Below are 6,206 nucleotides of genomic sequence, written 5' to 3'. Positions count from 1 at the left end.
AGGCCGCAGGCGCGAGCCTGCTCTACCTCCCGCCCTACAGCCCCGACTTCAACCCGATCGAGCAAGCCTTCGCCAAGCTTAAGGCTGCGCTCCGCACAGCGGCCAAGCGCAGCCTCGACGGCCTGTGGACTGCCATCGGCCGCATCATCGACACCTTCTCCCCAACCGAGTGCGCCAACTACTTCGCCGCCGCCGGCTATGACGCAGACTGATGGGAAAACGCTCTAGATCCGCCCACGTGCTTCCATTGTGGGCCGGACCAAGTGCTCGATGAAGTTTTGCAGCTCGGATTGGCGCAAGCGTGGGTCGGTGACTTGCTCATCAAGGCCGAGCTGCCAAGCCAAATCACGGCGAGCAGGCTCGCGGTGCAGTGCCTCGATGCGGCGAGCGTAGTCTTCCACCGCATCTGCGTCGCGGGCGAGCCCCTCCTGCACCAAGTCCCCCACTTGGCGTCGCAGTGCCGCAGCGACCTCGCCTAGCGTCAGTTCGGGGTGGTACTGCACACCCCAGAACACCCCTTCCAAGTGCCGAATCTCGGCCGCCTGCACCGCACTCACGCCATTGCCAGCGAGCAGGACTGACCTCTCGGGCAGCCGCTCGACCTCATCGCTGTGGATTGCAGGTGCGTCCCAGGCGGCCGGGCGCCCAGTCAGCAGAGGGTGAGTGCGCCCCGCCGTGGTTGCCACGATGCGCCGGGCGAAGGCCACCTCGTGCCCGCGTCGGTTTTCCCGGACCGCTCCACCAGCTGCCGCCACAGCGACCTGCAGTCCGGCGCAGGAGCCGAAAGAGGGAGTTCCCGAGGCGAAGACAGTGCGCATGAAGGCGAGCTGACGCGCAACCTCGGGGTTGTCTTGATACACGTGCAGCGGTGAGCCGGTGAGGAACACCGCATCGTAAGCCGCTAGTGCGTCGCGGTTAGGTACCTGTACACCATCCTCCGCAGGGCGGACGAGATCGCAAGCAGCATCGGGTGCGAGGGCACGCAGCGTATTCAGATAGGTCTCGCCGCTGCTACATCCTACACTGGCGCGGCGTCGTTCGCGCTGCTCAAGCGTCTCGCTCTCGGCGATGAGGAACCGGGGCATTGTGACCTGCGGGCGCCACTTCCTACCCAAGGATATCAGGGCCGGTTCGGGTTCGCGGCCCGGTCGGCAGCGCGTCCGGCCGCCTCGGCCGGCCCGCGCGATGGGTCGAGCGTGTCGCGGGTGCGTTGCGCAGGGGTGGGATCGGCGGTGCGTGAGGGCACCGAGGTACCGGGATCGGCACAGGCCGCGGCAAGGACCAGCAGGGCAAGAAAGGTCGAGGCGAGGCGCACCACTGGCATCTGCAAAACTCCGTTGGGGACCAGTTCTTCCTTAGTGGTGCCAAATCGCGGTCGCGCAAGGCTACGGGACGCTTGAGCCGCACACCGTTCTCGGAAATTCTGTCATAAATTATGGACCGCTTCTGCCTCGATACGACGCAGCCGGCTCCTGCTGTAGCGTGTTCGATCTGCCTCTCGGTTGCGACCTCGGCACCAGCCGGACGGCGCGGCTCACTCCAGCGCAAGCGCAGCCTTTGGCCTTGGCTTTACACGACTCCAGTGCACGAACGGTTGTGTTGAGGCGCGGTTCTCCGAGCGCGGCCCAAGCGACCTCGACGGCGCGCGGCATACCAAGTTCGGCCATGGAAGTCAGGGCGCTGACGGCGATCTCTCCGTCGGTGCGCTGCGCACCAAGGCTCCGGGGACCGAAGAGCATTCCCGAGAACGCGGTTCCATCGTGAGTGGGCCCACTCCGCCGCATCGCGGCGCCCGTAGCCGGTGACGCGCTCCTGGGTGCGACGGCCATCCTGCGCGACCTGTCAAGCGCGCCGCCCGCGTCTGATCAGAAAAGCGAGTTTGGCGGCCGCTCCCACGTCGGGTGCCTTCGGTCGGAACACACCCTCGGCGTTCGGCAGCACCTGCCTGTGCTCCACGACGGCACGATAGGTCGGCTCGCCCGCATACCCCGTGTCGACGTAAACGTGCCGGATCCGGTTGGTGGTGCGGTCCAGCAGCACCAGCATGGGGTGTGTACATCGCCTCTGTCGAACTGCAGCGTCCGACCGCGGCGGGACAACTTCATGTGGTCAGGAAATGGCCGGGCGAAGCCGACGAGGGCGAAGATGAAGCAAATCAGACCCTTGGCCTGACGCAGGACGAGGCGATAGACGGCCCGGACGGCAAATGCCGCCGCGATCGCGGTGTCTGTGAAGGTGCGGCAGCCGGCCGGTGCACGCCACCCTTTGACTGCCTCGGGCGAGATCCATAATCGGACGCCGGCCCGTCGCAAGAGCGCGCAGTCATACGCTGCCCAGTTCCGAACTCTGTACCGCGCTCGCGGCCCACCCCGACGACTCCGCACCGCCATTGCACGGTCCCGCCCCTGCGCTCACCCCAGAGCCGAGCCCATCAAGGCAGCCCCTGCAAGGGCGACGCACCAAAGCCCCCACACACCCATTGATGGGTGAAGCTCATGCACCAACGCGTCCGGCTAGACTATTCCAAGACTCGAAATTCAACCTACCTCCTTCCAATACACGCGAAAGTAGCGGTCGACCGATGTTCGGTGCGCCATTTTTGAGATTCTAGGAGGGCTGGGAATGGACGGCGCTGCGAGGAGGGGAGCGCTTTCGGGAGATCTACGCTCCAGACACAGGGTCGGAGGATCCTCATGAATGGGGACACACCGCCCGATACCTTGGGGCACACCTCCGCCGCTGCTGGTTTTCCGGACCGGGTAGCAGCACTAGGCGTGGCCCTGCTCTCCGCCCTCGTCCTCGCCGTCGTCGCGCCGATGGCGGGCGAGAGGTGGGCTGTCGTTCCAGCCTTTATCCCGGCCTACCAATCAGCTGTCGCCATCAACGATTTGGTCACGGCGGCGCTGCTTTTCGCGCTCCACCGAGAGACGCGGCGTGGCCCGATCCTACTGCTTGCCGCAGGCTATCTCTATACGGCCCCGCTCGTGATCGCACACGCGCTCAGCTTCCCCGGGCTTTTCGGACCAGAGGGCCTTATCGGTGGCCCGCAGACAACGGTCTGGCTATGGCTCGCCTGGCATGGACCCTTCCCAGTTATTGTCCTCGGTTACGCGATGCTTGCAGATTCGGCGAACGACCGGCCCAGCCACAAAGGCGCTGCGACCGCGGCCGTCGTGTTGCCGTTCGTCTTGGCCGGTTTGGCCGTCTATCTCGCAGCAGTACTACATGAACACCTACCTGTGCTGTTGGATAACAACGGCTACATCGCGGGCGTGACGCGGCCGGTGCTCGCCATTCCGCTTGTGGCGAGCCTGCTCACGCTCGCGGTAATCGCCGCGCGCACGCGGCTGAGGAGCGCACTCGACCTCTGGCTTGCCGTGGCGATGGGGGCGTGGGCGGTGGAGATTCTGTTAAGCGCCGTTTTGAACTCTGGCCGCTTCCAGGCTGGCTTCTATGTCGGTCGCCTCTACGGCCTCCTCGCCTCCTGCACCGTCCTCGTCTCGCTGCTGCTGGCGACGGCCGGGTTGCACGGCCGGCTCGCCCGGGCACTTGTCGGTGAGCGTGACAAGGCACGGGCGGCACTTCACGCGAGCGAGGCGCGCTACCGCCTCCTCGTTGAGAGTGCACACGGCTTCGCCATCATCACCTTGTCCCCAGACGGTACCATCACCGGCTGGAATGCTGGTGCCGAGGCGCTGATGGGCTACCCGGAGGTGGAGGCCATTGGCCAGCCCGGTGCGGTTCTCTTCACACGGGAAGACCGTGCGGCGGGAGTACCGGAGGACGAACTTCGCAGTGCAGAGGAACACGGCCGTGCCGAGAACGAGCGCTGGCACCTGCGCCGCGACGGCACCCGGTTTTGGGGCTCGGGTCTGGTCATGCCGCTCGCCGATGGTGGCGGTTTCGTGAAAATCTTTCGCGACCGCACAGTGGAACACAGGGCGACTGAACGTCTACGCGAGGGCGAGGAGCGGTTTCGGGCCTTGGTCGAGGCATCCGCACAGGTTTTCTGGGCCACGGCTGCCGACGGGCGCGTGATCGAGGACAGCCCCTCATGGCGCGCTTATACCGGTCAGGGAGTGGCCGAGTGGCTTGGTTTCGGCTGGCTCGATGCAGTCCACCCCGCGGACCGGGAGCGCGTGGAAGCGGTATGGCGCCGCAGCGCCGAGGACGGCTCCCGCTACGAAGTCGAGTACCGCCTCTACCATGCTGGGAGCGAGGCGCACCGGTGGACGCTCGCACGCGGTGTACCACTGCGCCGGCCGGATGGAGGCGTGCGTGGTTGGGTTGGGATGAACACCGACATCCATAACCGACGTGCCGCCGAGGAGCGGCAATCCTTGCTTGCACGCGAAGTGGACCATCGTGCGAAGAACGCGCTGGCCGTCGTTCAAAGCGTGTTGCGGCTGACGCGCGCACCGGACCAGCGTGCTTATGCCCTAGCAGTGGAGGGAAGGGTGGCGGCACTGGCTCGCGCGCACACGCTGCTCGCCCGGGAGCGTTGGGCCGGTGCCCGGCTGCAGGTGGTGCTCGCGCAGGAGCTCGCTCCCTTTGCAGGGCCAGCGGGTCACGAGGCTGCCATCGCGGTGCGCACTGAGCTCGAAGGGCCTGATCTCCTGCTTCCGGCCATCGTCGCTCAGCCTCTATCCATGGCGGCACACGAACTGGCGACGAATGCGGCCAAGTACGGTGCATTGTCCATGCCGGGTGGCCGTGTACGGGTTTCCTGGCAGCGCGACCCGGACAGCTCATTGCGGCTACGCTGGGAGGAACGGGGTGGCCCCACAGTACCAAGCCCTCCGCGTCGACGTGGCTTTGGAATGGGTGTGCTGGACGCCACCATCCGTGGACAGCTCGGTGGCAAAATCGGTTTCGAGTGGGCGTCGGAAGGACTGACCTGCGAAGTTCTCGTGCCTGGTAACCGCCTCGTCGAAAGCACTTGGCCTTGGATCACATCGCCCGCGCCAGCCGAGCCTGCTGCGACCTGGGCGGAGCCGGCCGCCGGGGCGCTTGAGCGGCGCTCTCGTCCGGATACGGCGACCGGCTGGACGCGTCAGCGGGTACTGATCGTCGAGGATGAGGCATTGGTAGCGCTCGACACCGCCGCAACGATTGCCGCACTCGGCTATGAGGTGGTTGGGCCGGCGGCAAATTTCGACGAGGCGCTGCATCTGGCTGCCGCAACACCGCCACCCGACGCCGCCGTGCTCGACCTCAATCTCGGTGGCGAGGTCTCGATGTCGATAGCGGATCTGCTTGTTGCACGCGGTGTGCCAGTGGTGTTTGCCACCGGGTACGCCGATCTGCCGGAGGACGCCCGGCGGCACGCGCTGGCACCGCTCCTGCGCAAGCCAGTGTCAGCTATAGAACTTGGGGCTGCATTGCGGAAGTTTCTCTCGGCCGACGCCCCGCCACGGTGACGAGGTGCGACGATCCAAAATGGTGCAACGGCATTAGCCGGTCCATTCATGGTGCAGCCAGGTGAGTTGACGGGTCACCGCAGCAGTCAGTTTCAGCCTGTGCTTCCCATCAATCGTCTTAGGCATGTCGCCGATGACGCTACCCATGAAGCTTTCCCAGACGCCTCAGGGGTGCCCTCAAGAGTCTTCAGGTTCTCGATCAAGGAGTAACGGCACCGCGTGTGCAAGGGCCTGCAGCACGTGCTGGCTGAGTTAGCCCGATTCTACCAGATCATCAATCGGGTGCAGTGTCATCGGTGCGGCTGCGGCTATCACGATCGAAGTCAAAGAGAGGCGGCGATAGAGCAGGTTATGCCTGCCATTGTGAAAAGACGGATGTTATTGTGTGGCCCTTAAATGAAGGCCTGCGCCGTTGGAGTGGATTGCCGGGCTGGCTGCCTTCGCCCTGATTATCTGGCTGATGTTGGAGAACAAGACGTTCCGCTACGTCGTTCTCGACTTGGTCGCCGTGATCGGCATCCGAGGCTGGAATTGGTATGAGAAGACCCAGGCGGACGAACGCCGCGCCTACACTTTGATCCGACCCTCCGAGATCGAGTTCCGGGATATTGTTTGATCCCAGGATTTGATGGTGCAGTCTTCCGGCAGGCGTGGAAGGACGCACTATGGGCCAGGTTCACCATGGGAGCGCCACAACGACAACGGCGGTCTGTCGAGCGATACAGCATAGGCAAGAGAGCCTGAGAGGGCTCGCCAGGCGCTACGGGATCAACCCCAAGACCGTGG

General features: G+C 65.0%; 6 protein-coding genes and 2 pseudogenes. 4 read left to right on the top strand and 4 right to left on the bottom strand.

What is annotated here, in order from left to right:
• Nucleotides 1-212, top strand: a 212-nt coding sequence (locus AC5JJ6_RS36760; protein WP_496046782.1) for a transposase, incomplete at its 5' end; no start/stop codon positions are given.
• Between the two features lie 12 nt (nucleotides 213-224).
• On the opposite strand, the gene AC5JJ6_RS36755 is transcribed toward AC5JJ6_RS36760, so the two are convergent.
• From AC5JJ6_RS36755 to AC5JJ6_RS36740, 4 genes and pseudogenes are all read right to left on the bottom strand, one after another.
• Nucleotides 225-1,085, bottom strand: a complete 861-nt coding sequence (locus AC5JJ6_RS36755; protein WP_496046781.1) for a glutamine amidotransferase-related protein — start codon at nucleotides 1,083-1,085, stop codon at nucleotides 225-227.
• 35 nt (nucleotides 1,086-1,120) lie between these two features.
• The gene (locus AC5JJ6_RS36750; RefSeq protein ID WP_496046780.1) at nucleotides 1,121-1,324 is read right to left on the bottom strand and encodes a hypothetical protein; all 204 of its coding nucleotides are present in this window, start codon (nucleotides 1,322-1,324) and stop codon (nucleotides 1,121-1,123) included.
• Nucleotides 1,325-1,842: 518 nt separating this feature from the next.
• The gene (locus tag AC5JJ6_RS36745) at nucleotides 1,843-2,046 is read right to left on the bottom strand and encodes a hypothetical protein (protein WP_496046783.1); all 204 of its coding nucleotides are present in this window, start codon (nucleotides 2,044-2,046) and stop codon (nucleotides 1,843-1,845) included.
• Nucleotides 2,047-2,084: 38 nt separating this feature from the next.
• Nucleotides 2,085-2,390: pseudogene (locus AC5JJ6_RS36740) on the bottom strand (transposase); the annotation flags it as partial.
• 303 nt (nucleotides 2,391-2,693) lie between these two features.
• On the opposite strand from AC5JJ6_RS36740, the gene AC5JJ6_RS36735 reads away from it, so the two are divergent.
• The 3 genes and pseudogenes from AC5JJ6_RS36735 to AC5JJ6_RS36725 all read left to right on the top strand — a co-directional run.
• Nucleotides 2,694-5,420, top strand: coding sequence for an MASE4 domain-containing protein (locus AC5JJ6_RS36735; protein ID WP_496046779.1), 2,727 nt, complete (start codon nucleotides 2,694-2,696; stop codon nucleotides 5,418-5,420).
• A gap of 412 nt (nucleotides 5,421-5,832) precedes the next feature.
• Complete coding sequence (locus AC5JJ6_RS36730; protein WP_496046778.1) at nucleotides 5,833-6,036, top strand: hypothetical protein; 204 nt, start codon at nucleotides 5,833-5,835, stop codon at nucleotides 6,034-6,036.
• 49 nt (nucleotides 6,037-6,085) lie between these two features.
• Nucleotides 6,086-6,206, top strand: a pseudogene (locus AC5JJ6_RS36725) (IS481 family transposase); the annotation flags it as partial.

This window comes from Skermanella sp. (assembly GCF_059503625.1).
The sequence above is the reverse complement of the archived record's forward strand: the minus strand, read 5'-3'. Positions and strand labels throughout refer to the sequence as shown.